The organism is Pseudarthrobacter sp. O4, assembly GCF_050157025.1.
Taxonomy (GTDB): domain Bacteria; phylum Actinomycetota; class Actinomycetes; order Actinomycetales; family Micrococcaceae; genus Arthrobacter.
This window is the reverse complement of record NZ_CP189591.1, coordinates 3,916,922-3,940,459: the sequence shown is the minus strand read 5'-3', so window position 1 is coordinate 3,940,459 and position 23,538 is coordinate 3,916,922. Positions and strand designations below refer to the sequence as shown.

The following is a 23,538-nucleotide window of genomic DNA, read 5'->3' as shown; positions in this document are numbered from 1 at the left end:
CTTAGTCCTCATCCAGGATTGCGGGGACCTTGAAGCGGCCTTCGTACGCGTCGGGGGCGCCGGACAGTGCCTGCTCGGCCGTGAAGGTGTGGCCCACGACGTCTTCGCGGAACACATTCGTCAGCGGAATCGGGTGGGACGTGGCCGGGACGTCATCACCGGCGGCTTCACTGACGGACTTCACTGAATCGACGATGACGGCGAGTTCGCCGGCCATCCTGTCCAGCTCTTCAGCACTCATCTCGATGTGCGCGAGTTGCGCGAGATGCGCGACGTCGTCGCGGTTGATCGCAGCCATGGATCTCCCCTGCAAGTTCGGATTATTTTCCGTCCCAGTCTACGTGCCCCTTGGCTGCCGTTCCGCACTCGTTGGCGGCGCCGGCGGTCACCTTTCCGGTGCCAGGCCGGACGATCCTCCGCGTGCTCGCTCGTCCTCCCCACTGTCCCCCTCCCCTCGCAAGCTCGGGCAGGGAACCCTGACGGCGTGGGCCCTCGCTTAGACGCACGCTTCCGGATGCCCGTCCTGCCACCGATGTGCTCCTCTCGCCTTTGGGAATGCGGAAACAGACAAGACGAGACTGTCGAGTCCGGAAAATCTCCGACTCGACAGTCTCGTTGTTATTTCTTGTGGTGTTCCTTGGCTTTTAGCCGATTCCTATGGCTCCGGTGAGGACTCCTACTGCGAGCATCACCAGGGAGATGACCGCTGTGCGCCAGAGGACTTTCTTGTGGTGGTCGCCCAGGTCCACCTTGGCGAGGGAGACGAGGAGCAGGATGGCCGGGACCAGGGGGCTCTGCAGGTGGAAGGGCTGGCCGGTGATGGAGGCGCGGGCCATGTCCGCCGCGCTGATGCCGTAGTGGCCGGCGGTTTCGCTGAGCACCGGCAGGACACCGAAGTAGAAGGCGTCGTTGCTCATGAAGAACGTCATCGGGATGCTCAGCACGCCGGTGATGACGGCCATGAACGGTCCCATGTCGGACGGGATGATCTGCACCAGCCAGGTGGACATGGCCTCCACCATGCCCGTGCCTTTCAGGACGCCCGTCAGGACCGCGGCGGCCATGACCATGCTGACCACGGCGACGATCGACGGGGCGTGGGCGACGAGCTGGGCGCTCTGGTCCTTGAGCTTGGGGAAGTTGACCAGCAGCGCGATCGCGGAGCCCACCATGAAGACGAAGGGCAAAGGCACGAGGTCCGCGACCAGCAGGACCATGATGGCGACGGTGAGGCCCAGGTTGAACCACTGGAGCTTGGGGCGCAGGGTGGCGCGGTTGGGGTCCAGGGCGGTGTCCGCCATGGCCGAATCGCGCTCGTCGACGAGGTCCTCGGTGCGTTCCAGGACTGCAACGGACGACCCTCCGGCAGGGGCTCCGCTGTTGCGGCGGGCGCCCTTGCGGCCGGTACCACCGGTGCCTGCACCGCCGTCGAACTCGACACCCTCGGCCCAGATTTCCGGAGCCACGGCGCGGAGGCGGTTGCGTTCCTGCAGGCCCAGCAGCCAGGCGAAGGCGAATACGACCACGAGGCCGGCGATCAGCGAGGGGATCATCGGGACGAAGACCTCGGAGACGCTGATCTTCAGGGCGGAGGCGGCGCGGGCCGTGGGGCCGCCCCAGGGCAGGATGTTCATGGTGCCGTTGGCCAGGCCCGCCACGCAGGTCAGGACCACGGGGCTCATCTTGAGCCGCAGGTAAACCGGCAGCATGGCCGCCGTCGTGAGGATGAACGTGGTGGAGCCGTCCCCGTCGAGGGAGACCGCCGCAGCGAGGATCGCGGTGCCGAGGACCACCTTGGCCGGGTCGTTGCCCAGCTTGCGCAGGATGAAGCGCACCAGCGGATCAAAGAGTCCGACGTCGATCATCAGGCCGAAGTAGATGATGGCGAACATCAGCAGCGCGGCGGTGGACGTCATGGACTTCATGGATTCCAGCACCATGGCGCCGATCCCGAGACCGGCGCCGGCGAAAAGTCCGAAGATTGTGGGGACGATGATGAGCGCCAGCACTGGCGTCAGCTTCTTCGTCATGATCAGCACCATGAATACCGCGATCATGGCGAATCCAAGTAATACCAGCACGGCCGGCTCCTTCTTCATTGAATGGCACCACTCCGGTGTGATGCGCACTACAGACGTTAGGGTGGCGCGCATCACGGCTGGGTCTTTGGCTCAATTGATTGGCATACTGCTTATTGGAAGCATTTTGCTCATTTTGCTCACACTCACAGGAGGGCCGCCATGAAGACGCTCAAAGGCCGGATTCCCCTGCGCTTTTCCACCCAGACGCTGCTGCTGCAGCTCGGGGTGGTGGCGCTCGTGGTGCTCCTCACCAGCGCCGTCCATGCCTGGCTGACCTACGACCGGCTGGGCCGGGAGGCCGAGAGCCAGGCGCTCACCCTGGCCCGGACCGTGGCCTCGGACCCCTCGGTTCGGGCGGAAGTCACCTCGATCAGCGCCCTCTCCGGCACTCCCCCGGCCGCCGAGCTCCTGGCCGGCCCGCTGATGGCCGCCGCCGAGGGCGCGCGGGCCCGCACCGGAGCGCTGTTCGTCGTCATCACCGACGAGACGGGCCTGCGGCTGGCCCACCCCGACGCCGAGAGGCTGGGCGAACGGGTCAGCACGGACCCCTCCGAGGCGCTGGCCGGCAAGGAGGTCACCACCCGCAACACCGGAACCCTGGGCCCGTCCGCCGGCGCCAAGGTCCCGGTGTACGCGCCGGGCTCCGCCGCCGTGGTGGGCGAGGTGAGCGTCGGCTACTCCACCGAGACCATCGGGCAGAGCCTGGCCCGGGACATCGTCCCCATCGCCCTGACGGCCGCGGGCGCCCTGCTCGCCGGAGTGCTCGCGTCCTTCCTGCTGCGGCGGCGGCTGCAGCGGCTCACGCTGGGTCTCGAACCGGAGGAGATCAGCACCCTGGTGCACGACCAGGTCGCCGTGCTGCAGGGCGTGGACGACGGCGTGATCGGCGTGTCCGCGGACGGCCGGATCAGTGTCTTCAATGCCGCGGCCCAGCGGCTGCTCGGCGAGCCCGATCTGGCCGGTACCCCCTGGGCCGCGGCAGCAGTCCCCGGCCAGCTCAAGGCCCTGACCCGGGCCGACGCCACCGAAGGCGACGCGGTGGAACTGGTTGCCGGCGGCCGGGTCCTCGTGGCGAGCGCCCGCAAGGCCCTGCACGGCCGGGAGGACCTCGGCTGGGTGGTCATGCTGCGTGACCGGACCGAGCTGCAGCAGCTGACCCGCCAGCTCGACGCCGTCGGCACCATGTCCGCCGCCCTGCGCGCCCAGCGCCACGAGTTCGCCAACCAGCTGCACACCATCGCCGGTTTCATGAGCATCGGCCAGCACCAGCAGGCGCGTGACTACCTGGCGCGTCTGGCGGCCACCGGGCCGCTGAAATTCCCGGTGGACCAGGCCGAGCTGCTCCAGGACCCCTATCTGCAGGCGTTCCTGGGTGCCAAGGGCGTGGAAGCTGACGAGCGTGGCGTGAGCCTGCGGCTCGGCCCGGAAACCCTGGTCCGCGGCCATGTCACGGAGCCGCAGGAGGTCACCACGGTCCTGGGGAACCTGATCGACAACGCCGTGAATGCCGCCGTCGCCGGCTCCGCACCGGAGCGCTGGGTCGAGGTGGAGGTGCTGGACGAACCCGGGGAGGGCGGCGGCGCCACCGGACGGGGAACCCTGCATATCGTCGTCGGCGATTCCGGCGACGGAATCGCTCTCGGACCCGATGCCGCTACGGACACCGAGGCGGTGTTCGCGGAAGGATTCACGACGTCGGAGCCGACGGCCCGGGCAGGCGCCGGGCAGGGGCTGGGGCTGGCGTTGTCCCGGCAGCTCGCGCGGCGCCGCGGCGGGGACGTGCGGGTGCTGGATCCGGGCTCCCCCGGCGGCCCGGGAGCCGTGTTCGTCGCGACGCTGCCCGGGACTACCTCCGGCGGCGACCAGACCGGTTCACTACGGAGGGACAACGATGTCTGAAGATTTCAGGGTGCTGATTGTCGATGATGACTTCCACGTGGCCAAGCTGCACGCGGCCTATGTGGATTCGGCGGCCGGATTCCTGGCCCTGCCGCCGGCGGGTTCGGCGTCGCAGGCGCTGCAGGCGATCCACAGCCTGCGCCCGGACCTGGTGCTGCTGGACGTCTACCTGCCGGATGCCTCGGGGCTGGATCTGCTGCGCCAGCTGGACGTGGACACCATGATCCTCAGCGCGGCCTCGGACACGGCCTCGCTCCGGCTCGCCTTCCGTCGCGGCGCCCTGGGCTACCTGCTCAAGCCCTTCACGGCCGAATCCCTCTCCCAGCAGCTCCGCTCCTACGCGCGCTACCGGCGGATCCTCGCCCAGCCCGGCAACGTCAGTCAGGACACCGTGGAGCGGGCCAAGCGCGCCCTGATCCCGGGGGACGTCACCGCCTCGGCCCGGCCTCGGTCCGCCACCGAGGCAGCGGTGCTCGAATCCCTGGTGCCCGGCGAGCAGTACTCGGCGGCCGACGTCGCCGCGCGCGTGGGCGTCTCCCGGGCCACCGCCCAGCGATACCTGTCCGCGCTCGCGGACGACGGCGCCGTCGACATCCAGCTGCGCTACGGCACCACCGGCCGTCCGGAACACCGCTACGGCCTGCCGCCTGCAGCCGGCGGAGGTTAGTGGTCATTTTCGCTAATTGTCGGGGGTTGAGGCCCAGTCTTCGCGCCCGGGCACGTGCAGTGGCTCCGCTGGGGCGTCGGGCCACGTCCCCGGGGGGACATGCCCATTCTTCGACCCGGGGACCGGGCATATCCGGAATATGTCCATCGGCCGGGCCCGGCGCGGGGCATGTCCTGTCCGGGGGCACGTGCAGTGGCTCCGTTGGGGTCGGACCGGCTGAGGGCCTCAATCTGGGCGCGGGCCTCGTCTCCCAGGTGTCCAGCCCAAACCGGGGCTTACAGCTCCTGGCGGTAAACGAGCAGTTTGATGTCCGTGTCCGGCACCAGCCAGTCGCGTTCCGGAACCCGCACGAAGCCGGTCTTCCGGTAGAGGCCGTGGGCGCTTTCCCAGGTCATACCAGTGGTGAGCGCCACGGCGTGGATGCCGGGCAGGGACCTGCCATGCTCGATGATGGCCTGCACCATGGCCTTGCCGGCTCCGCTGCGTTGGACCGCCGGGTCCACCACGAGCATCCGGAACTCCAGTTCATCGCTGAGGGCGATGTCGGCGTAAGGCTCACCGGCGACGGCAAGCGTCACGGAGCCCACGATCCGGCCGGCGCGCTCGGCGACCCAGATCGTGGCCTTCGCCGCCCGCTGGGCGACGTTCTGGATCTGCCGCATGTAGGGGTGGTCGGCGCTCGCAAAGTAGCCTGCCGCCAGGTAGGCGTCCCGGGTGATGCGCGCAACGGCGTCGTAGTCAGCCGGAACAGCGGGGCGAATGAGGATCTGCGAAGGCACCTGTCCATGGTACGGTCGGTCACTGCCGGCAGCCGCCAGATGGGCCGTTTCCGTGACTGAACTATCAGTTTGACAAGGAAAGCAGGCCGGCACTCGGACAGGGGCCTGCCACAGTGCCCGTTCAGAGCGGGAACTTGCCGGAGAGCTCCAGGGGCCCGGCGCAGGTCCATGCTGCCAGCCGATCATCGTCGGAGGGTCCGCCCGCCAGCGGGCTGGTGAGCCGCGGCCGGCGCACCCAGCAGCCGGCTTCTTCGGCAATCAGGGCACCCGCGGCGAAGTCGTGCTCATTGAGGCCGCGTTCACCGAAGGCATCGACGCTGCCGTCCGCCACGAGGCAGAGGTCCAGGGCCGCGGAGCCGAGCCGGCGGACGTCGGCGAAGCCGTCCATCAGAGAGCCCAGGCCGCTTGCCTGCTCCGAGCGGACGGCCGGGTCGTAGCTGAAACCGGTGGCCAGGATCTGCCCGCTGCGCCCGGTCACGGGCCCAAACAGCTGCGTCTGCCGGCCCTTCTCCTCGAGCCAGGCACCGTGGCCCCGGGAGGCGTAGTACGTCCGTCCCAGCGCCGGGGCGTTGACGACGCCGGCCAGCCAGACGCCGTCGGGGTCCGCCACGGCCACGGAGGTGCCGTAGTAGACGATGTTGCGGATGAAGTTGGTGGTGCCGTCGAGTGGGTCGACGGACCAGCGGTAGCCGCTGGGGGTATCCGGAAGGACGGTGCCGCCCTCTTCCCCCGTGATGATGTCGCGCGGCCGTGCGGCGGTGAGGACATCGCGGACGGCTGTTTCCGCGGCGAGGTCAAAGGCTGTCACCCAGTCCCCGGAATCGCCCTTGTTGCTGACCTCCAGTTCGGCCGCGTTCCGGCCGGCCAGGACGGCAGCTCCGGCCGCCGCAGCCGCCTTGGCCAGTTCGAGCAGCACTGTCAGTTCCGGGGTGGCGGCGGGATCCGCACTCATTCGGCAACCACTTCCTGGGTTTCTTCCTCGTCGGAAGCGCCGGAACCGGCGGCCGGGCCGGTGGCCAGCAGCGCGCGGAAGCCGTCCTCGTCCAGCACGGGCACACCCAGCTGTTCGGCCTTGTCCAGCTTGGTACCGGCGTTCTCGCCGGCCACCACGTAGCTCGTGATCTTCGAGACAGAGCCGGCTGCCTTGCCGCCGCGGACCAGGATGGCTTCCTTGGCCTCGTCCCGGCTGAAGCCCTCGAGGCTTCCGGTGACCACGATGGTCAGTCCTTCCAGCGTCCTGGGTGTGGACTCGTCGCGCTCGTCCGCCATCCGGACGCCGTCGGCTGCCCAGCTGTCAACGATCTCGCGGTGCCAGTCCTCGGCGAACCATTCCGTGAGGGCCTGGGCGATCACCGGGCCGACGCCGTCGACGTGGGCGAGCTCCTCCTCGGAGGCCTGCCGGATGGCATCCATGCTGCCGAAGGCCGTCGCAAGCGCCCGGGAGGCCCGCGGTCCGACGTGCCGGATGGACAGCGCCACGAGGACACGCCAGAGCGGCTGGGCCTTGGCCTTGTCCAGTTCCCGGAAGAGTTTCTCCGTGGTGGCCGTCGGCTTGGACGGGGTTTTGGCGGTGCCCTTGCTGTAGAAGTACGGCACCAGCTCGAACTCGCCGGTGGCCACCCCCTTGGACCGCTTCTCGCGCCGGATGCGGACGTCGGCGAGGTCTTCGCGCGTGAGCCGGAACAGGTTCGCCTCGGTGGTCAGCGGCGCGGCTTCCGGCTCGGCCGGCTGGGTCAGGGCGATGGCGGCTTCCCAGCCGAGTGCCTCGATGTCGAAGGCGCCGCGGCCGGCGAGGTGGAAGACGCGTTCGCGCAGCTGCGCCGGGCAGGAGCGGGAGTTGGGGCAGCGGATGTCCACGTCCCCCTCCTTCGCCGGCGCCAGGGGTGTGCCGCAGGCCGGGCATTCGGTGGGCATGACGAAGTCCCGCACCGGCGGATCCTGCAGGTCCCGGAGGGCAAGGACCGGCCCGACGATCTCCGGAATGACGTCCCCGGCCTTGCGCAGCACCACGATGTCGCCGATTTTGACGCCCTTGGCCTTGACGACTTCCTGGTTGTGCAGGGTGGCCATCTCCACCGTCGAGCCGGCGACCTTGACCGGTTCCATCACGCCGTACGGGGTGACGCGGCCGGTGCGGCCCACGTTGACCGCGATGTCCAGCAGCTTCGTGTGGACTTCCTCCGGCGGGTACTTGTAGGCGACGGCCCAGCGCGGGACGCGTGAGGTGTAGCCGAGCGCCCGCTGGGTGGCAAAGTCGTCCACCTTGACCACGATGCCGTCGATTTCATGGGCCAGGCTGTGGCGCTTGTCGCCGTAGCGGGTGATGAACTCCAGCACGTCCTTCAGCCCCGGCAGGACCTCGAAGTACGGGCTCGTGGGGAGCCCCCAGGCGGCGAGCTGGGCGTAGGTGTCCGACTGGCTGGCCGTTTCGAGCCCTTCGCGGGCACCGATGCCGTGCACGTACATCCGCAGCGGCCGCTTGGCGGTTTCCGCGGGGTCCTTCTGGCGCAGCGAACCGGCGGCGGCGTTGCGCGGGTTGGCCAGCGGCGCCTTGCCGGCCTCGATCAGGGCCTCGTTGAATTCCGCGAACGCCTTGGAGGGGATGAAGACCTCGCCGCGGATCTCCATCTCGGCCGGGAAGTTGCTGCCGCTGAGCTGCTGCGGGATTTCCTTGATGGTCAGGACGTTGTGCGTGATGTCCTCCCCGGTGGTGCCGTCGCCGCGGGTGGCGGCCCGGATCAGCGCGCCGTCGCGGTAGAGCAGGTTGACGGCCAGGCCGTCGATCTTGAGTTCGGTCAGCCACGACGGCGTCCCGTTGCCGAGCCTTGTGATGCTGGCTTCCGCTTTGGCAACCCAGGCCTCCAGCTCTTCGAGTGAGAAGACATCCTCCAGGCTGTACATGCGCTGCAGATGTTCGACGGCGGTAAAGGCTGCGGACACCTCGCCGCCCACCTCCTGGGTGGGCGAATCGTTGGCCACGAGTTCGGGGTGCATGGCCTCGATCGTTTCCAGCCGCCGGTAGAGTTCGTCGAACTCGGCGTCGGAAATGATCGGCGCGTCCTCCTGGTAATACGCGAAGCGGTGCTTGCGGACCTGCTCCACGAGGTCCTCGTACTCTTCGCGCACATCCTTGGCCGGGACCAGCTCCCCGGCAGGGCTTTGGGCGTCGGTATCTGCTGCAGTCTTCCCTATGCTCACAGACCTATCCTGCCTTAGATCCCCGACATTGTCCGGGCGGCGCCGGGCAGAGGATCGACGGCGGCCGGGACGTTTGAGGCGTCCACCACGATGCAGGTGACGTTGTCCCGTCCCCCGCTGCCCAGGGCCGCCTGGATGAGTTCGTCGACGGCCGCCTGCGGATCAGCTTCGGAGCCCAGGATGGCGGCGATCTGCCCGTCGTCCAGCTCGCCGTTGAGGCCGTCGGAGCAGACCAGGATCCGGTCCCCCTCCTCCACGGGCAGCAGCCAGTAGTCGGCCCCGGTCTCGTCCCCGGCGCCGAGGGCACGGGTGACCACGTGCCGGCGCGGGTGCACCGCTGCCTCGGCCCGGCTGATCTGGCCGGCGTCCACCAGTTCCTGCACTTCGGAGTGGTCCACGCTGACCTGGCTGAACGTGCCCTGGCTGAGCCGGTAGGTCCGGGAGTCGCCGATGTTCACCACGAGCCAGTACGGGATCCCCAGCTGTTCCACCACCACGACGCCGGAGAGCGTAGTGCCGGCCCGGGATCCGGTCGCCTCGCGGATGCTTGCGTCAGCCAGGAGCAGGTATTCCTGCACGACGCCGGCAGTCGCGTCCCGCCCTCCGCTCGCCAGCTGGGGGATCCCGGCGAGGGTGCGCACGCAGATGCCGCTGGCGATCTCGCCGGCCTCATGCCCGCCCATCCCGTCTGCGACGGCGAAGACGGGATCGGCGGCGATGAAGGAGTCCTCGTTCATCTCGCGGCGCAGGCCACGGTCAGTGCCGTAGCCGCAGCTGAGTCGGAGGCTGCGGGCGCTGCCGGGGGCACTGGAGGGACTCCCCACGGAGCGGGATGCTGAATCAGCAGAGGGGGGAACGGCGTCCGGCTGGAATTTCATGCCTGTCCTAGGTAGAAGGAGCGGTCACCGGGCTTGGGGCCCGCGATAACGGGGATCCTACCCGGGATCGGGCAGCGGGACAGAAGTCAGTCCAGGACCAGGCCGCGGCCGCTGCCGCGCTGCAGTTGGACCGGGTGGATTTCGCCGAAGCCGCGGACGTCTTCGGCGGGGCGCGGAAGCAGGACGAAGCGTTCATCCTGCTCGAGGGCGGCGGCAGTCATGGAGTCCACGAGCACCGTTCCGGGATCCGCCAGGGCGGTCAGCCGCGCCGCGAGGTTTACCGTGGGCCCGTAGATGTCACCGAGCCTGGAGAGGATGCGGCCCCAGACCATGGCCACCCGGGCCTGCGGCAGGATCTCGTCCTCGGTGAAGGCCCGGCACAGGGCCAGTGAGATCTCTGCGCCGGCCGCGGGGGTTTCGGCGATGTAAAGGACTTCGTCGCCGACGGTTTTGACCAGGCGGCCGCCGCCGACGGAGATGATTTCGGCGCATTTGTTCTCGAAGCGCTGCACCAGCTGGGCAAGCGTCTTCTCGTTCATACGGCGGGACAGGCTGGTATAGGAAACCAGGTCGGCGAAGCCGACGGCCCGGGCGAGCGGCAGCGGCGTGTCGTCCTCGTCCCCTTCGCGGCCCTCCTCGCTGGACTGGAGCCCTGCCTCGGCCCGCACGGCCAGCCGCTGGATGCCGGCGTTGAGCTGGCGGCGCCAGGAGTAGACCAGCATCTCTTCAAGGGCGTCCACCAGGGAGGGCAACTCGCTGACCAGCCGCTTGCGGGCCACGGAGTCCGGAACGCCCTGCTGGTGGACCAGGTCCTCCACCAGCGCCTCGATCTGCCACACCACCATTCGGTCCGTCATCTGGCCGATGGCGCGGGTGACGGAGATGGCGGCTTCCTCGGTGAGCTTGCCGGCCCGGACCAGGTCCACGATGGTGTTGAGCGCGGCCTGGTCGCGTTCGGTGAAGGCGACGTCCTCATCGCCCAGGTTGGGGAAGCCCAGGGCACGCCAAAGTTTCCGGGCGGAGAGCAGCGAGAGCCCGGCGCCAGCCGCGACTTCACGGCGGCGAAGCTTGCGCTCCCCACCGAGCAGCCGGTGTTCCAGGGCTTTCACGGCGATGCGTTCGGCGGAAATAGTTCCGGTGGACGGCGCGGAGGCAGGTTCCGGGCCCGCCTCGGGAACGCTGTCCGCGGAGTCCGTGCCGGCGGAATCAACGTCGGCGGAATCAACGGGAAGAACTGCTGCGTGGGTGCCGTCCGCTGCCGCGCTGTCGCGGTCGGCGAAGGTCCCGGCAGCGGAGTCGAGGACGGCTGCTTCGAGCGTGGCGGCCTCGACGACGGTGTCTTCAACGTGCGACGGATCCTCCGCCAGAAGTCCGGTTTCATGGTGGACGTTCTCAGCGCTCATCTCTTCCACCTTCTCTCGTCTCCCATGGCCAGGCGCCGTAGCGGGTGCCGTCGGGGTTGTGCATCATGCCCTCGGCCCCAAATCCCCCACCCTGCGGGAGTTCATTGATGGCGTCAAGTATGAAGTTTCGGAACGTCACCACCTCCGGGACGTCGGGGACCACCGTGCTGGAGGGGTACCCGGTATCCAAGGATATATTCCCGGACCGCAATACGCGTTGGAGCAACGACTGGTGGATCTCGACATTTCGGACGGCGGCCAAGTAGACCTGTTGATCGCGCCGCCGCAACATGCCGTAACGGGCAACTAAGCGCTGGTTCGTGAGCGTGTAACGGGTGGCGTGCCACGTCAGCACCCGGGGCAGGCAGTAGCCAAGCAGTACCCAAGCCGCCAGCGCCACGCACACTCCTGTCAGCCAGACCGTCCAGTCCCGTGTTACCAGCGGAACCAGCTTGGCGGGGCCGCCTTTCACAATCCAGGCGCTGGCATAGGCGGCCAAGGCGGGAACAAGGATGAACAACAGCGCCGGGACCATCAGCGTCCTGGGCTGGGGCCGGGTCACCGCAATGACTTGCTCGCCCGGGAGAAGCTCTTTACGCATAGCCACTTTCGGCGCTGCCAGGCTTCCCGCCGGCCCTGCCGTCCGGCTCCTGGGCGGGCGGCGTCCAGGGCCGCAGGTGCACCACGTCGCCCGCCGTCACGACGTGCTCGTGGCCGCCGGAGTCAACCACCATGAGCGAGCCGTAGTCATCCAGGCGCGAGGCATGGCCGATGATTTCATGGTCGCCGGGCAGGTGGGCTCGCACCTGCTTGCCGAGCGTCGCCAGCACGGCCTCGACCCGCTTGTGCAGCGAGTGGCCGCCTGCCATCCCGGCGGCGGGGTCGCCGTCGGCGTTGCAGAAGCTCCGGTACAGGGTGGCGAAACGGGACAGGTAGCTCTTCAGCAGCACGGTCCGGTCCACGGTGGCCGGGTGCTCCAACAGCACGGAGGTGGCGTTGGGAACCGGCAGTTCGGCCTCCGTGAGGGAGACGTTGAGCCCGGTGCCGAGTACCACCGGCGGCACCGCCCCGCCGTGCATCGGCCCAAGCTGGGCCAGGATACCGGCGATTTTCCGGCCGCGCACCAGGACGTCGTTGGGCCATTTGAGTTCGGCCGGGATGCCTGCCGTTTCCAGCAGCGCGTCGCGCAGGGCCAGCGCCGCGAGCAGCGACAGCCACGAATAGCTCTGGGTCGGCAACGGCCGGCCATCGGAATTGACCGGCCGGAGCACGAGGGAGACGGAGACGGAGCTTCGGGCCGGGGCTTCCCAGCGGCGGTCCAGCCGTCCGCGGGCAGCGCTCTGGTATTCGGCGGTGAGCACGGTCAGGTCCGGATAGGCGGCCGGATCCTCGCTGGCGCCGCGCAGCAGGTCCGCGTTCGTGGAACCGGTGGACTCCACCACGGTGAGTTGGGGGATGCCGTGGGCAGCCAGGAACGACTCATCACTGAGGGCGTTCACGTCAAGGGGCGGACGGTCCGGGGCTTCCTGCGCGGCTTCCATGCTTGAATCCTACCGAGTAACGGGCACCGCGGCTCCGGCTCCGGCTCCGCCTGCCCGGATCCCGGGACCGGCAGGAAACTCAGAGGAACATGTCAGGGACCAGCAGGTTCTCCGGGGCGCCAAGGCTGTAGGGCGTGAAGTCCGTGACGCCGGCGGCGGCCAGGACTTCTTCGTCGGTGTAGAAGTTGCCGCTCCGGCTGCCGGAGTCCGGCGTGGCGTTGCTGCCGGTCAACACGGCGTGGGCCGCGTCGGCCATGATCGCCGGGCCGCGGGCGCCCTTGACGATCAGCTCCCCGCCCGGCATGTTCCGGATTGCGGCGGTGTCAATCAAAGTGCAGGGCCACAGCGAGTTGACGCTGATCCCGTCCGCCTTGAGCTCTTCGGCGAGTCCCAGGGTGGTCAGGCTCATGCCGTACTTGGCCATGGTGTAGGCCAGGTGCATGCCAGCCCACTTGGGATCCAGGTTCAGCGGCGGGGAGAGGGTGAGAATGTGCCCGGCGCCGGATTCGCGCAGGGCGGGCAGGGCGAGCTTGGACAGCAGGAAGGTGCCGCGGACATTGATGTCCTGCATGAGGTCGTAGCGCTTCATGTCCACGGCGTCGGTCGTGGACAGGTCGATCGCGGAGGCGTTGTTGATGACGATGTCGATCCCGCCGAAGCGTTCGACGGCGGCGGCAGCGGCGCCGGCGACGTCGTCGTCGTTGCGCACATCGCCGACCAGCGGCAGCGCCTGTCCGCCGGCCGCCTCGATCTGTTCGGCGGCGGAGTAGACCGTGCCTTCCAGCTTGGCGTGCGGCTGGCCGGTCTTGGCCATCAGGACGATGTTCGCGCCGTCGCGCGCGGCGCGGGTGGCGATGGCCAGGCCGATGCCGCGGCTGCCCCCGGAGATGAGGACGGTGCGGCCCTGGAGGGAACCGGCGGCCTGGTACGGCCCTGCAGCGGTGCCCGAAGCGTCATTGCTCAAAGTCATGAGGACACTCTAGCGGAGTTATATTACTGACGAGTAACATCGCTGTCACGGTGGGGAGAATCTGGGAAAATTGTAGGTTTTCTACAGCGGCCTGGGCTCGTTACGTCACTAGACTTGCCAGCAGGCCCCCGTCCGGTTTTCCAGATTTGTGGAATCCGGCCAAACCCGCCGCACGGGACAGGGCCAGGAAACTTCAGAACAACCAGCGCCAGAACTATCAGCGACAGAGCCGGAGACACTTGATGAGCCACGATCTGACCACGACTGCGGGAAAGATTGCAGACTTCCGCGACCGCCAGGCCAGTGCCGAGCAGCCCTCCGGCCCCGAAGCGATCCAGAAGCAGCATGCGCGCGGCAAGAACACCGCCCGCGAGCGCATCGACCTGTTGCTGGACGCCGGTTCCTTCGTCGAATTCGACGCGCTGGCCGTGCACCGTTCCACGGCCTTCGGCATGGAGAAGAAGAAGCCGCTGGGCGACGGGCTCGTCTCCGGCTACGGCACCGTCGACGGCCGCCCCGTCGCCGTGTACAGCCAGGACTTCTCCGTCTACGGCGGCTCGCTGAGCCAGGTCAACGGCGAAAAGATCGTCAAGGTCCAGGAATTCGCGCTGCGCAACGGCTGCCCCGTGGTCGGCATCCTCGACGGCGGCGGGGCACGGATCCAGGAAGGCGTCGCCTCGCTGGCCATGTTCGCGGACATCTTCCGCAACAACGTGCATGCCTCCGGCGTCGTACCGCAGATCTCCCTCATCATGGGCCCCTCCGCCGGCGGCGCGGCCTACTCCCCCGCGCTGACCGACTACGTGGTCATGGTGGACAAGACCTCGCACATGTTCATCACCGGCCCGGACGTGATCAAGACGGTCACCGGCGAAGATGTGGACATGGAAACCCTCGGCGGTGCCCGCCAGCACAACGCGAACACGGGCACCTCCACCTACCTCGCTTCCGACGAGGCCGACGCGATCGAGTTCGTCCGCGAACTGCTGGACTTCCTGCCCTCCAACAACCTCGCCGAGGCCCCGGTGCTGGAACACCAGCAGGAGCTGGAGCTCGACGACGACGACCTCGCCCTCGATGTGCTGATCCCGGACTCCGCCAACCAGCCCTACGACATGCGCAAGGTCATCGAGCAGATTGTCGACGACGCGCACTTCCTCGAGATGCAGTCCCTGTACGCCCCCAACGTGATGATCGGCTACGGCCGGGTGGAGGGCCACACGGTGGGCATCGTGGCCAACCAGCCCCTGCAGTTCGCCGGCACCCTGGATATCGCCGCTTCGGAGAAGGCCGCCCGCTTCGTCCGGCACTGCGACGCCTTCAACATCCCCATCATCACGCTCGTGGATGTGCCGGGCTTCCTGCCGGGCAAGGACCAGGAGTTCCAAGGCATCATCCGCCGCGGAGCCAAGCTGCTCTACGCCTACGCCGAGGCCACCGTGCCCAAGCTGACGGTCATCACCCGCAAGGCCTACGGCGGAGCGTACATCGTGATGGGCTCCAAGAAGCTCGGCGCGGACCTCAACCTGGCCTGGCCCACCGCGCAGATCGGCGTGATGGGCGCCCAGGGCGCCGTCAACATCCTGTACCGCCGCGAACTGGCCGCGGTGGCGGAGGCCGGTGGCGACGTCGAGGCCCAGCGCGCCGAGGTCATCCGGCAGTACGAGGAAGAGCTGCTCAACCCTTACCAGGCCGCCCAGCTCGGCTACGTGGACGCCGTCATCGCGCCCTCCGAGACCCGGATGCAGATCATCAAGGGCCTGCGCGCCCTGCGGGACAAGCGCGCCAGCCTGCCCGCCAAGAAGCACGGGAACATCCCGCTGTGAGCGGGCTCGAGCCCATGGACCCTGCCGAGCCGGCCGCGGCCCCCGCGGAAAGCCTGCTGTCGGTCGTCAAGGGCGAGCCGACGGCGGAGGAACTGGCGGCGCTGACCGCCGTCGTCCTCTCGCTCGGCAGCGTCGAAACAGCGGCACCGGAGAAGCCCGGCGTCCGGCACTGGGTCCGGCGGCAGCAACTGCGGCTGGCACCCCAGCCCGGTCCCGGGGCGTGGAAGCGCAGCCGGGGCTGACGACCGCCCCCGCCGGAAAAGTTCAGTAACCTTTTCATAACCGCCAGCGCCCGGCTAGTCTCGTTCGGGTGACTACCGAAACCACTGAACACACAGCCCCCGCGCGCCCGAAGACGGCCATCGATGCTGTCGCCGATGGCTTCACGGAGACCCTGATCCGGCTTAACCCGAGCCTCGCCACGGAACTCGGGCTGCCCGGCCACGAGACCGAATACCAGGACTTCTCCCCCGCCGGGCGCGGGGAATTCGCCGCCGCCGCGCGCGGGGCGCTTGCCGCGCTCGAGGGACTGGAGCCGGTTGACGACGTCGACGCCGTCACCCTCGATGCCATGCGGGAACGCCTGGGCCTGCAGCTGGAAATCCACGATTCGGGCTGGGACACGGCCGAGTTGAACAACATCGCCTCCCCCCCGCAGGATATCCGCGCGATTTTCGATCTCATGCCGACGGACACCGCGGAGCAGTGGGACCACATCGCGGGACGCGCCCACAACGTGCCGGCCGCGATCGACGGCTACATCGAGTCGCTGCGCTCGGCCAAGGAGGACGGCAAGGTTTCCGCCGCCCGCCAGGTCTCGATCGTGATCGAACAGGCCACCAAGCATGCCGCGGACGACGGCTTCTTCGCCAAGCTTGCCGCCGAGGCCAAGATGGCGGAAGTCGCGCTCCCGGAGGACGTGCAGTCCAGGCTCGACGCCGGCGCCGCCGCCGCCCGTGTGGCCTACTCCCGGCTCGCCGGCTTCCTGTCAGCCGAACTGCTGCCGCTCGCCCCGGAAAAAGATGCGGTGGGCCGCGAGCGCTACGCTCTGGCCTCGCGTTCCTTCCTCGGCGCCACGGTGGACCTCGAGGAGACCTACGCCTGGGGCGTGCAGGAACTCGACCGCCTGATTGCCGAGCAGGAGCGGGTGGCTGGAGAGATCCGGTCCGGCGCCACCATCGAGGAAGCCAAGGAGATCCTCAATGGCGATCCCGCCCGCCAGCTCAAGGGCACCGATGCCCTCAGGACCTGGATGCAGGAGCTCTCCGACAGGGCCGTGGCGGATCTGGCCGGAGTGCATTTCGACATCCCGGATGTCATGAAGACGCTCGAGTGCAAGATCGCCCCGACCCAGGAAGGCGGCATCTACTACACCGGCCCCTCGGACGACTTCAGCCGACCGGGCCGCATGTGGTGGTCCGTGCCGCCGGGCGAGGACACCTTCACCACCTGGGCCGAGACCACCACGGTCTACCACGAGGGCGTCCCCGGCCACCACCTGCAGGTCTCGACCGCCACCTACCGCCGCGAGCTGCTCAACAAGTGGCGCCGCAACGTCTGCTGGACCTCCGGGCACGGCGAGGGTTGGGCTCTCTACGCGGAGAAGCTCATGCAGGAACTGGGCTACTTGAAGGATCCGGGCGACCACATGGGCATGCTGGACATGCAGCGCATGCGGGCAGCCCGCGTCGTCTTCGACATCGGCGTGCACCTGGAGCTGGAGGTCCCCGAGCGCTGGGGCTCCGGCACCTGGACCCCGGACAAGGGCTACGAGTTCCTCAAGCACAACCTCGCCATCAGCGAAGGCCAGCTCAGGTTCGAGTTCACCCGCTACCTCGGCTGGCCGGGCCAGGCGCCGTCGTACAAGGTGGGCCAGCGGCTCTGGGAACAGATCCGTGCCGAGCTCGAATCCCGCCCCGGCTTCGACCTCAAGGAGTTCCACAGCAAGGCGCTCAATATCGGCTCGGTAGGCCTGGACACGCTCAAGCGCGCCCTGCTCGGGTAAGTCCCCGGCCGCCGAGACAATCGCCACACCGGAGGCTGGAATAACTTCACATTGTCCTTGCGTGACGCCGGGATACCGGGGATTCCGCGCCGGATACCCGCTGGTGACGGCGTAACATTTCTCAACATCGGTTCGTCGTGATAACCAGCCCGGTCCTAGCGTGTTCGGGTGAGCACTCAGACAAGCACCCCCGCACCCGCCGGAAAGACCGGCTCCCAGCTGCCCAAATGGGCCGGCTCGTTCGGCTTCCAGATCATCGCCGCCCTGATCGTCGGCCTGGGCCTGGGCCTGCTGGCCAAGTACACCGGCAGCACCAAGGCAAGCCCGAATGCCCTCGGCACCACGCTGCAGACCATCGGCTCGAGCTACGTCTCGCTGCTGCAGACCGCCGTCGTGCCCCTCATCTTCACCGCCGTCGTCAGCTCCATCTCCAACCTGCGCGCCGTCTCCAACGCCGCCCGGCTGGCCTGGAACACGCTGCTCTGGTTCGCGATCACCTCGCTGATCGCGGTCCTGATCGGCATCGGCCTGGGCGTGCTGCTGCAGCCGGGCGCGAGCACCGGCATCACGCAGGAGGCCAAGTACGCCGGCAAGTCCGGTGACTGGTGGGCCTTCCTGACCGGCCTGTTCCCGAAGAACTTCCTCGGCCTGGGCGCCAGCACCACCGTCACCGACGGCGTCGCCACCACGGCCGTGAGCTTCAACGTGCTCCAGATCCTGGATCGCCGTCGGCATCGCAGCGCTCAAGGTGGGCAAAGCGGCCGAGCCGTTCCTGAACCTCAACGCCTCCGCCCTCGCCGTGATCCAGAAGGTCCTCTGGTGGATCATCCGGATCGCCCCGATCGGCACCGTCGGCCTGATCGGCAACGCTGTGGCGATCTACGGCTGGGACACCATCGGCTCGCTCGGCAAGTTCACCTTCGCCATCTACGTGGGCCTGGCCCTCGTGCTGTTCGTGGTCTACCCGGTCCTGGTCCGCACCCACGGCCTGTCCGTCAAGCAGTACTTCTCCGGCGTCTGGCCTGCCGTGCAGCTGGCGTTCGTCTCCCGCTCCTCGGTGGGCACCCTGCCGCTGACCCAGCGCGTGACCGAGCGCAGCCTGGGCGTCCCCCGCGCCTACGCCTCCTTCGCCGTGCCGCTGGGCGCCACCACCAAGATGGACGGCTGCGCCGCGATCTACCCGGCCATCTCCGCGATCTTCGTGGCCCAGTTCTTCGGCATCCAGCTCGACTTCACCCAGTACCTGCTGATCGCCCTCGTCTCCGTATTGGGCTCCGCTGCGACGGCCGGCACCACGGGCGCCGTCGTGATGCTGACCCTGACGCTATCCACGCTGGGACTGCCGCTGGCCGGAGTCGGGCTGCTGCTGGCGATCGACCCGATCCTGGACATGGGCCGCACCGCCGTCAACGTGGCCGGGCAGGCACTGGTCCCCACCATCGTGGCCAAGCGCCAGGGCATCCTGAACGAGTCGCTCTACAACGCACCGCGCACCGGTGACCCGTTCAGTGACGAAGCCACCGACGACGCCGGCACGGCCGCCGTCGACCCCTCGGCTGCCGCTGCTCCCGCAGCCGGGCGGGAAGAACGCGAGTTGGCGGACGCGAAGGCGTAGCGACTGCAACGAGCGTTTACAGGAGAAGTCCCCGGGAGATCCCGGGGACTTCTCTGGTTAAGCGAGGTCGGCTTGAATCCCGCCGGGCTTAGCGGCCGCCTCCGCCGATGACGCCCTTTTCGACGGCCTTGGTGACCGCGTCGGCCTCTGCCTGGGTCAGGGTGCCGTCCGTGACGGCCTTGTCCAGCCTGGTCTTCAGTGCTGCAGCATGATCGGCCCGGGCCGCGGTCCGGAGCTCCTCCAGGGCCGCGGTGACCTTGGACTCCTCAAGGCCGAGCGACGACGCCAGCGACTTCGCAAGGGCAGCCTCCCGGGCGGCGCGGTCCGGCTTTGTACCTTCAGCCGGCGGGGTACCTTCAGCCGGCGGGGTACCTTCAGCCGGCGGGGTGGCCGGCTTGTTGGCGTCGCGGAAAGCCTTCAGGGCCTCGGTCACCTTGGCCTCATCGACGCCGAGCTTGGTGGCAAGGGCGGCAGCCTGCACGCCGCCACGGCCGCCGTGATCCCCGCCGTGCCCGTGGCCACCGCGCATGCCCTGGCCGTCGGTGGTGCCGGTGGAGCTGTCGGGCGAGGCCGTCGAGCTGGGGCTGGGGGCCGGAGTGGTGGTCGCGGACGCCATTCCGCTGACTCCCAGGCCGGCGCCGAGTGCCAAAGCCGCGGCCGATACGCCGAGCGTGATTCTCTTTGTGGTTGACATGGACTGTCTCCTGGATCTGCCGTGCCGCCACGGCTCTGTGTGGTGCTCTGTGTTGTGCTCTGTGTGGTTGGGTCTTTGTTCCAAGACGTAGTTCAAGTTTGCGGCGGACGCATCAGCGGGAGCTGTCGGGAAGCTTTCATCTTCCTGTGAATCCTTCCCGTCCGACGGCCCCGGAAGTGGGTAGGCTCGGGGCATGCTGATCGTCACGTCCAACAAGATCCCCGGCCACCGGATCGACGCCGTCTTCGGCGAAGTGATGGGCCTTACCGTCCGCTCCCGGGACATCGGCGCCCAGGTGATGGCCGGTTTCCGCTCGCTCGGCGGCGGGGAGCTGCCCGAGATGACCCGCGCCCTCTACGAGAGCAGGCAGCAGGTCATGGCCCGGATGGTCACCGAGGCGGAGCAGCGCGGCGCCAACGCCATCGTTGCCATGCGCTTCGACACCTCGGAGCTCGGAACCAACTGGACGGAAGTCTGCGCGTACGGCACGGCCGTGTTCGCGATCCCGCTGGCCGAAGGGGAGGACGGCGCCACCGGCCAGTCCATCTACCTCACCGGCCAGGGGAAACAGCAGCCCGCGTAAACTTGCCCACTGGATAAACTTGCCCACTTCGTAAACTTGCCCACAGTGCAAACATGCACGTAGTGTAACCGTGTGCACTCCCCCGAGATCCCCACGGCCGCGCCTCCGGAGAGCAGAGCGCTCTCCCGCCGCGAGCTCAACAAGGCAGCCACGCGCCAGGCCATCACGGAGGCGGCCCTGGGCCTGCTCCGTACCAGGGGGCCGGGCAACTTCACGGTCGAGGACATCGCCGACGACGCCGGGATCTCCCGCCGGACCTTCTTCAACTACTTCAACAGCACCGAAGCGGCGATCGCCGCCGTCACCTTCGGCTTCCTGGACAAGGCGCTCCAGCAGTTCCGGCTTCGCCCGGCCGGGGAACCCTTTCTGGAATCGGCCCGCGCAGCCCTCGTGGAACTGGCAGACCCGATGACTGTGGCCCCGATGGCCGAGCTGTACAGCCTGGGCCAGTCCAATCCGCAGCTCAGCCGGTCCGAGCTGGAAGCCTGGGACCACTGCACCGCGGAAATCATTGCCGCGGCCCGCGAGCGCTTCGGCGCCGGCGTCGAACTCGACGAACTGTACCTCCGCGCCCTGGCCGGCTCCGTCATCTCCTGCGGCAAGGCCGCCATGGACGTCTGGCTGGCCCGATGCGGCGGGTCCCTGACCCCGGAATCGCTCTCCACCCTGCGCCAGCTCCTGATCGATTCCATGAGCCTGCTGGGCTCGGGTTTCGCCCGCCCGGCCGCTGCCCAGGCTGTTCCTCAGGCAGCCCGCCCGGCCGCCCCGTCCACCGCCACCCCTTCCCCAGATCGGCTCTGACATGGCACTTTTGCTGTACCGCCTCGGCAAATTCTCCTACCGGCACCGCTGGCTCGTCATTTCCTTGTGGCTGGCAGTGATGGTGGCCGTCGGCGGGGCTGCAGCGGCCTTCCACGGCACGCTGTCCAACAACTTCCAGATACCGGGCACCGAAACCCAGCAGATGGCGGACAGGCTCAAGAAGGAACTTCCCGGATCCTCGGGCGGCTCTGCCAGCATCGTCTTCGAAGCCAATGACGCCCGGTTCAGCCAGGCCGGCAAGGACGCCGTGTCCGCCGCGCTGACCAAGCTGAAGGCCCTCCCTGACGTCCAAGGGACGGTTGATCCGTTCGCCACCCAGGCGCAGCTGGAAGAAGCCGCCGCAGACCTCGCCACCGCCCAGCAACAGTCAGCTGCCGGAGAGGCCCAGCTGGCCCAGGCCGCAGGCGAACTCGCCGATGGCAAGTCCCAGCTTGAAGCTGCCGAGCAGCAGATGGCCGCCGACGGACTCCCCGCGGCCGCCATCGAGGCACAGCTCGGCCAGCAGAAGGCGGCCCTGGCCGCGGGGCAGGACAAGCTCGACGCCGGCACCAAGGAACGTGAGACCGGCAACGGGAAGCTCGCACTCGGTCAGCGCCAGTTGGACGCCTCCCGAGGCATGCGTTTCGTCTCCGAGGACGGAAAGGCCGCGATCGCTCAGGTCCAGTTCAAGACCTCCATCAACGGCCTCAAGCCGGAGGTCCGTCAGGACGTCCAGGACATCGTCAAGGAAGTCTCCTCCGCCGGCGTCACCGCCCTGGCCAGCAAAGAAATCACCGAGGACGTCTCCGAACTCTTCGGCATTTCCGAGATTCTTGGCATCGCGATCGCCGCCCTGGTCCTCATTGTCATGCTCGGCACCCTGATCGCCGCGGGCCTCCCCCTGCTCATGGCCGTCGTGGGCGTGGCAGTGGGCGTGGGCGTGGGCGGCACCTTTGCCCTCAGCGGCGCCTTCGACATGAGCTCCATCTCCCCGATGCTGGCGCTGATGCTCGGCCTCGCCGTCGGCATCGACTACTCCCTGTTCATCGTCAACCGGCACCGGGGCCAGCTGCTTGCCGGCATGGATCCTGAGGAATCCGTGGCCCTCGCCACCGGCACCTCGGGCAACGCCGTGCTCTTCGCCGGCCTGACCGTCATCATCGCCCTCGCCGCCCTCGTCATCCCGGGCCTGCCCTTCCTGGCCGTGATGGGGCTGTCCGCCGCCGGCACGGTGGCCGTCGCCGTCGTCGTCGCCCTGACCCTGACCCCGGCCGTCCTCTCCCTGGTGGGCCGGAAGCTGATCTCCCAGCGGGCCTGGGCCAAGGCGGAGAAGCACAACACCGCTCCCGGCCACGAGACCGAAGACCGTGCCAGGGACGAATACCGCGGCAGTCATGGCTGGGGCGGACTGGTCACCAGGCACCCCGTGATGGCAGTGCTGGCCGGCGTCCTGCTGCTCGGGATCGTGGCCCTGCCTGCCAGCCAACTGCGGCTCGCCCTGCCCGACGGCGGGTCCGAACCTGTCGATTCGCAGGCCTTCAAGGCCTACGACGTCACCGGACGCAGCTTCGGCGAAGGCATGACCGGTCCGATCGTCGTCGTAGGTGACCTCCCGGCCGGACTCAGCGCTCCCGAGGCGCAGGCCAAGCAGCTCGACGTCGCTGACTTTCTCCGCAGCACCGAAAACGTCACAGCCGCCGTCCCCGTGGCTCTCAGCGAAGACCGCCGAACCGCGGTGTTCCAGGTCATCCCCGAGGAGGGGCCGGCCAGCGCCACCACAGTCCAAGTGGTCTCCGATCTGCGCACTGAAAAGGGCACGATCAAGGACTCCACCGGCGTCAGCATCGGCCTCACCGGCCAGACCGCCGGCAACGTGGACGTCTCCACCAAGCTCGGCGATGCCCTGCCGCCGTACCTGGCAATCGTGGTGGGACTCTCCCTGATCCTGCTTCTGCTGGTGTTCCGCTCGATCGTTGTGCCCCTCCTGGCCACCGGCGGCTTCCTGCTCTCTTTGGCCGCGGCTTTCGGCGGCGTCGTGGCGGTGTACCAGTGGGGCTGGCTGGGGGCCATCTTCGGCGTCGAGAACCCGGGCGCCGTGCTCAGCTTCCTGCCGATCATCCTGATTGGTGTGCTGTTCGGCCTGGCCATGGACTACCAGGTGTTCATCGCCTCCGGCATGCGCGAGTCCTACATGCACGGCGAATCCGCCAAACACGCGGTCCGCTCCGGCTTCAGCCACGCCGCCGCGGTGGTCACTGCGGCAGCGATCATCATGGTCAGCGTGTTCGCGGGCTTCATCTTCTCGCGCCTGTTCATGGTCCGGCCGCTGGGCTTCGCGATGGCGTTTGGCGTGCTGGTGGACGCCTTCGTGGTCCGCATGACGATCGTCCCGGCGCTGATGTACCTGCTCGGCGAGAAGGCTTGGTGGCTGCCCCGCTGGCTGGAACGCATCCTGCCGGACGTGGATGTGGAAGGTGCACAGCTCCGCACGCCGGGTACGACGGCGGCCGGCGAGTCCGCGGAGGAACCTGCGGAGGTCACCGTCCGCTGATATTGCCGCAGGCTGGAGTCGGCTCGCGGCCGATTGGCCAATGAGGC

At 68.3% G+C, this 23,538-nt stretch carries 19 protein-coding genes and 1 pseudogene; 9 read left to right on the top strand and 11 right to left on the bottom strand.

The genetic code is table 11. The features are described from left to right. Position 1: 1 nt before the first annotated feature. Complete coding sequence (gene gatC / locus ACQCSU_RS18210) at positions 2 to 298, bottom strand: Asp-tRNA(Asn)/Glu-tRNA(Gln) amidotransferase subunit GatC (protein WP_426976643.1); 297 nt, start codon at positions 296 to 298, stop codon at positions 2 to 4. Positions 299 to 644: 346 nt separating this feature from the next. Beyond that, positions 645 to 2,081, bottom strand: coding sequence for a CitMHS family transporter (locus ACQCSU_RS18205; RefSeq protein WP_426976642.1), 1,437 nt, complete (start codon positions 2,079 to 2,081; stop codon positions 645 to 647). Positions 2,082 to 2,240: 159 nt separating this feature from the next. On the opposite strand from ACQCSU_RS18205, the gene ACQCSU_RS18200 reads away from it, so the two are divergent. Both ACQCSU_RS18200 and ACQCSU_RS18195 read left to right on the top strand, forming a co-directional pair. After that, positions 2,241 to 3,980, top strand: coding sequence for an ATP-binding protein (locus tag ACQCSU_RS18200; protein ID WP_426976641.1), 1,740 nt, complete (start codon positions 2,241 to 2,243; stop codon positions 3,978 to 3,980). Further along, the gene (locus ACQCSU_RS18195; RefSeq protein ID WP_426976640.1) at positions 3,973 to 4,647 is read left to right on the top strand and encodes a response regulator; all 675 of its coding nucleotides are present in this window, start codon (positions 3,973 to 3,975) and stop codon (positions 4,645 to 4,647) included. The genes ACQCSU_RS18200 and ACQCSU_RS18195 overlap by 8 nt, the downstream gene beginning before the upstream one ends. A gap of 275 nt (positions 4,648 to 4,922) precedes the next feature. Here the strand turns inward: ACQCSU_RS18195 and ACQCSU_RS18190 are convergent, their stop codons facing one another. The 8 genes from ACQCSU_RS18190 to ACQCSU_RS18155 form a co-directional block, all read right to left on the bottom strand. Continuing rightward, positions 4,923 to 5,426: a GNAT family N-acetyltransferase gene (locus ACQCSU_RS18190; protein WP_426976639.1), complete on the bottom strand. Its 504-nt coding sequence runs from the start codon at positions 5,424 to 5,426 to the stop codon at positions 4,923 to 4,925. Between the two features lie 121 nt (positions 5,427 to 5,547). Then, positions 5,548 to 6,378, bottom strand: a complete 831-nt coding sequence (locus ACQCSU_RS18185) for an inositol monophosphatase family protein (protein ID WP_426976638.1) — start codon at positions 6,376 to 6,378, stop codon at positions 5,548 to 5,550. Then, entirely contained in the window at positions 6,375 to 8,624 is a 2,250-nt protein-coding gene (ligA, locus tag ACQCSU_RS18180) for an NAD-dependent DNA ligase LigA (RefSeq protein WP_426976637.1), read from the bottom strand. Before ligA ends, ACQCSU_RS18185 begins: the two co-directional genes overlap by 4 nt. Positions 8,625 to 8,638: 14 nt before the next feature. Then, on the bottom strand, positions 8,639 to 9,502 hold the full coding sequence (locus ACQCSU_RS18175) for a PP2C family protein-serine/threonine phosphatase (protein WP_426976636.1): 864 nt from the start codon (positions 9,500 to 9,502) through the stop codon (positions 8,639 to 8,641). An 86-nt stretch (positions 9,503 to 9,588) separates the two neighbouring features. Further along, positions 9,589 to 10,905 (bottom strand): adenylate/guanylate cyclase domain-containing protein, encoded by a 1,317-nt coding sequence (locus tag ACQCSU_RS18170; protein WP_426976635.1) that lies wholly within the window; start codon positions 10,903 to 10,905, stop codon positions 9,589 to 9,591. Beyond that, positions 10,895 to 11,506 (bottom strand): PH domain-containing protein, encoded by a 612-nt coding sequence (locus ACQCSU_RS18165; protein WP_426976634.1) that lies wholly within the window; start codon positions 11,504 to 11,506, stop codon positions 10,895 to 10,897. Before ACQCSU_RS18165 ends, ACQCSU_RS18170 begins: the two co-directional genes overlap by 11 nt. Continuing rightward, positions 11,499 to 12,446 (bottom strand): biotin--[acetyl-CoA-carboxylase] ligase, encoded by a 948-nt coding sequence (locus tag ACQCSU_RS18160; protein ID WP_426976633.1) that lies wholly within the window; start codon positions 12,444 to 12,446, stop codon positions 11,499 to 11,501. The genes ACQCSU_RS18165 and ACQCSU_RS18160 overlap by 8 nt, the downstream gene beginning before the upstream one ends. A gap of 79 nt (positions 12,447 to 12,525) precedes the next feature. Beyond that, the gene (locus ACQCSU_RS18155; protein WP_426976632.1) at positions 12,526 to 13,416 is read right to left on the bottom strand and encodes an SDR family oxidoreductase; all 891 of its coding nucleotides are present in this window, start codon (positions 13,414 to 13,416) and stop codon (positions 12,526 to 12,528) included. Positions 13,417 to 13,658: 242 nt separating this feature from the next. Here ACQCSU_RS18155 and ACQCSU_RS18150 point away from each other — a divergent pair, with 242 nt between their 5' ends. The 4 genes and pseudogenes from ACQCSU_RS18150 to ACQCSU_RS18135 all read left to right on the top strand — a co-directional run bounded on the left by ACQCSU_RS18150 (position 13,659) and on the right by ACQCSU_RS18135 (position 18,862). After that, positions 13,659 to 15,242, top strand: coding sequence for an acyl-CoA carboxylase subunit beta (locus ACQCSU_RS18150; RefSeq protein WP_426976631.1), 1,584 nt, complete (start codon positions 13,659 to 13,661; stop codon positions 15,240 to 15,242). Positions 15,243 to 15,256: 14 nt separating this feature from the next. Next, entirely contained in the window at positions 15,257 to 15,484 is a 228-nt protein-coding gene (locus ACQCSU_RS18145; RefSeq protein ID WP_426979842.1) for an acyl-CoA carboxylase subunit epsilon, read from the top strand. A 68-nt stretch (positions 15,485 to 15,552) separates the two neighbouring features. Then, positions 15,553 to 17,247: a DUF885 domain-containing protein gene (locus ACQCSU_RS18140; RefSeq protein WP_426976630.1), complete on the top strand. Its 1,695-nt coding sequence runs from the start codon at positions 15,553 to 15,555 to the stop codon at positions 17,245 to 17,247. A 168-nt stretch (positions 17,248 to 17,415) separates the two neighbouring features. Beyond that, positions 17,416 to 18,862: pseudogene (locus ACQCSU_RS18135) on the top strand (dicarboxylate/amino acid:cation symporter). Between the two features lie 88 nt (positions 18,863 to 18,950). Here ACQCSU_RS18135 and ACQCSU_RS18130 read toward each other — a convergent pair. Next, positions 18,951 to 19,556: a hypothetical protein gene (locus tag ACQCSU_RS18130; protein ID WP_426976629.1), complete on the bottom strand. Its 606-nt coding sequence runs from the start codon at positions 19,554 to 19,556 to the stop codon at positions 18,951 to 18,953. 193 nt (positions 19,557 to 19,749) lie between these two features. Between ACQCSU_RS18130 and ACQCSU_RS18125 the strand changes: the two genes are divergently transcribed. The 3 genes from ACQCSU_RS18125 (at position 19,750) to ACQCSU_RS18115 (ending at position 23,491) form a co-directional block, all read left to right on the top strand. Further along, on the top strand, positions 19,750 to 20,139 hold the full coding sequence (locus ACQCSU_RS18125; RefSeq protein WP_426976628.1) for a YbjQ family protein: 390 nt from the start codon (positions 19,750 to 19,752) through the stop codon (positions 20,137 to 20,139). A 72-nt stretch (positions 20,140 to 20,211) separates the two neighbouring features. Then, on the top strand, positions 20,212 to 20,940 hold the full coding sequence (locus tag ACQCSU_RS18120) for a TetR/AcrR family transcriptional regulator (RefSeq protein WP_426976627.1): 729 nt from the start codon (positions 20,212 to 20,214) through the stop codon (positions 20,938 to 20,940). A gap of 1 nt (position 20,941) precedes the next feature. Next, positions 20,942 to 23,491: an MMPL family transporter gene (locus ACQCSU_RS18115; protein WP_426976626.1), complete on the top strand. Its 2,550-nt coding sequence runs from the start codon at positions 20,942 to 20,944 to the stop codon at positions 23,489 to 23,491. The last annotated feature ends 47 nt before the right edge of the window (positions 23,492 to 23,538 follow it).

Excerpts from the sequence above, each read along its gene's own strand:
- gatC (WP_426976643.1), bottom strand. The coding sequence starts at position 298 with ATGGCTGCGATCAACCGCGACGACGTCGCGCATCTCGCGCAACTCGCG.
- ACQCSU_RS18200 (WP_426976641.1), top strand. The coding sequence starts at position 2,241 with ATGAAGACGCTCAAAGGCCGGATTCCCCTGCGCTTTTCCACCCAGACG.
- ACQCSU_RS18125 (WP_426976628.1), top strand. The coding sequence starts at position 19,750 with ATGCTGATCGTCACGTCCAACAAGATCCCCGGCCACCGGATCGACGCC.
- ACQCSU_RS18175 (WP_426976636.1), bottom strand. The coding sequence starts at position 9,502 with ATGAAATTCCAGCCGGACGCCGTTCCCCCCTCTGCTGATTCAGCATCC.
- ACQCSU_RS18145 (WP_426979842.1), top strand. The coding sequence starts at position 15,257 with ATGGACCCTGCCGAGCCGGCCGCGGCCCCCGCGGAAAGCCTGCTGTCG.
- ACQCSU_RS18130 (WP_426976629.1), bottom strand. The coding sequence starts at position 19,556 with ATGTCAACCACAAAGAGAATCACGCTCGGCGTATCGGCCGCGGCTTTG.
- ACQCSU_RS18115 (WP_426976626.1), top strand. The coding sequence starts at position 20,942 with ATGGCACTTTTGCTGTACCGCCTCGGCAAATTCTCCTACCGGCACCGC.
- ACQCSU_RS18185 (WP_426976638.1), bottom strand. The coding sequence starts at position 6,378 with ATGAGTGCGGATCCCGCCGCCACCCCGGAACTGACAGTGCTGCTCGAA.
- ACQCSU_RS18195 (WP_426976640.1), top strand. The coding sequence starts at position 3,973 with ATGTCTGAAGATTTCAGGGTGCTGATTGTCGATGATGACTTCCACGTG.
- ACQCSU_RS18170 (WP_426976635.1), bottom strand. The coding sequence starts at position 10,905 with ATGAGCGCTGAGAACGTCCACCATGAAACCGGACTTCTGGCGGAGGAT.
- ACQCSU_RS18155 (WP_426976632.1), bottom strand. The coding sequence starts at position 13,416 with ATGACTTTGAGCAATGACGCTTCGGGCACCGCTGCAGGGCCGTACCAG.
- ACQCSU_RS18165 (WP_426976634.1), bottom strand. The coding sequence starts at position 11,506 with ATGCGTAAAGAGCTTCTCCCGGGCGAGCAAGTCATTGCGGTGACCCGG.
- ACQCSU_RS18160 (WP_426976633.1), bottom strand. The coding sequence starts at position 12,446 with ATGGAAGCCGCGCAGGAAGCCCCGGACCGTCCGCCCCTTGACGTGAAC.
- ACQCSU_RS18150 (WP_426976631.1), top strand. The coding sequence starts at position 13,659 with ATGAGCCACGATCTGACCACGACTGCGGGAAAGATTGCAGACTTCCGC.